Annotated in this window: 1 pseudogene; it reads right to left on the bottom strand. The window is 64.0% G+C overall.

Going from position 1 to position 228, the window contains the following annotated elements:
- Window positions 1-228 (bottom strand): annotated as a pseudogene (locus SM755_RS24310) (NADH:flavin oxidoreductase); the annotation flags it as partial.

Raw genomic sequence — 228 nt, 5'->3', positions numbered from 1 at the left:
ATCCCGCCCGGACCGCCGCCGACGACGAGGACGGACTTCGGGTCATCGGTGTGTGAGAGCGTCCCCATTCCGAGTTCGTCCTCGAACCCCGTCGCCGGGTTGAGGACGCACCGACACTCCGCACCGTCGTAGATGCGTTCGATGCATCCCTGGTTGCATCCCATGCACTCGATGAGTTCGTCGAGTCGGCCCTCCTTCGCTTTGTTCGCGATAGCGGGGTCAGCGATG

The sequence above is a fragment of the Natrialba sp. PRR66 genome, assembly GCF_034808065.1.
Lineage (GTDB): Archaea > Halobacteriota > Halobacteria > Halobacteriales > Natrialbaceae > Natrialba > Natrialba aegyptia.
Note: the sequence above shows the minus strand (reverse complement) of the source record. Positions and strands in the feature narration are given on the sequence as shown.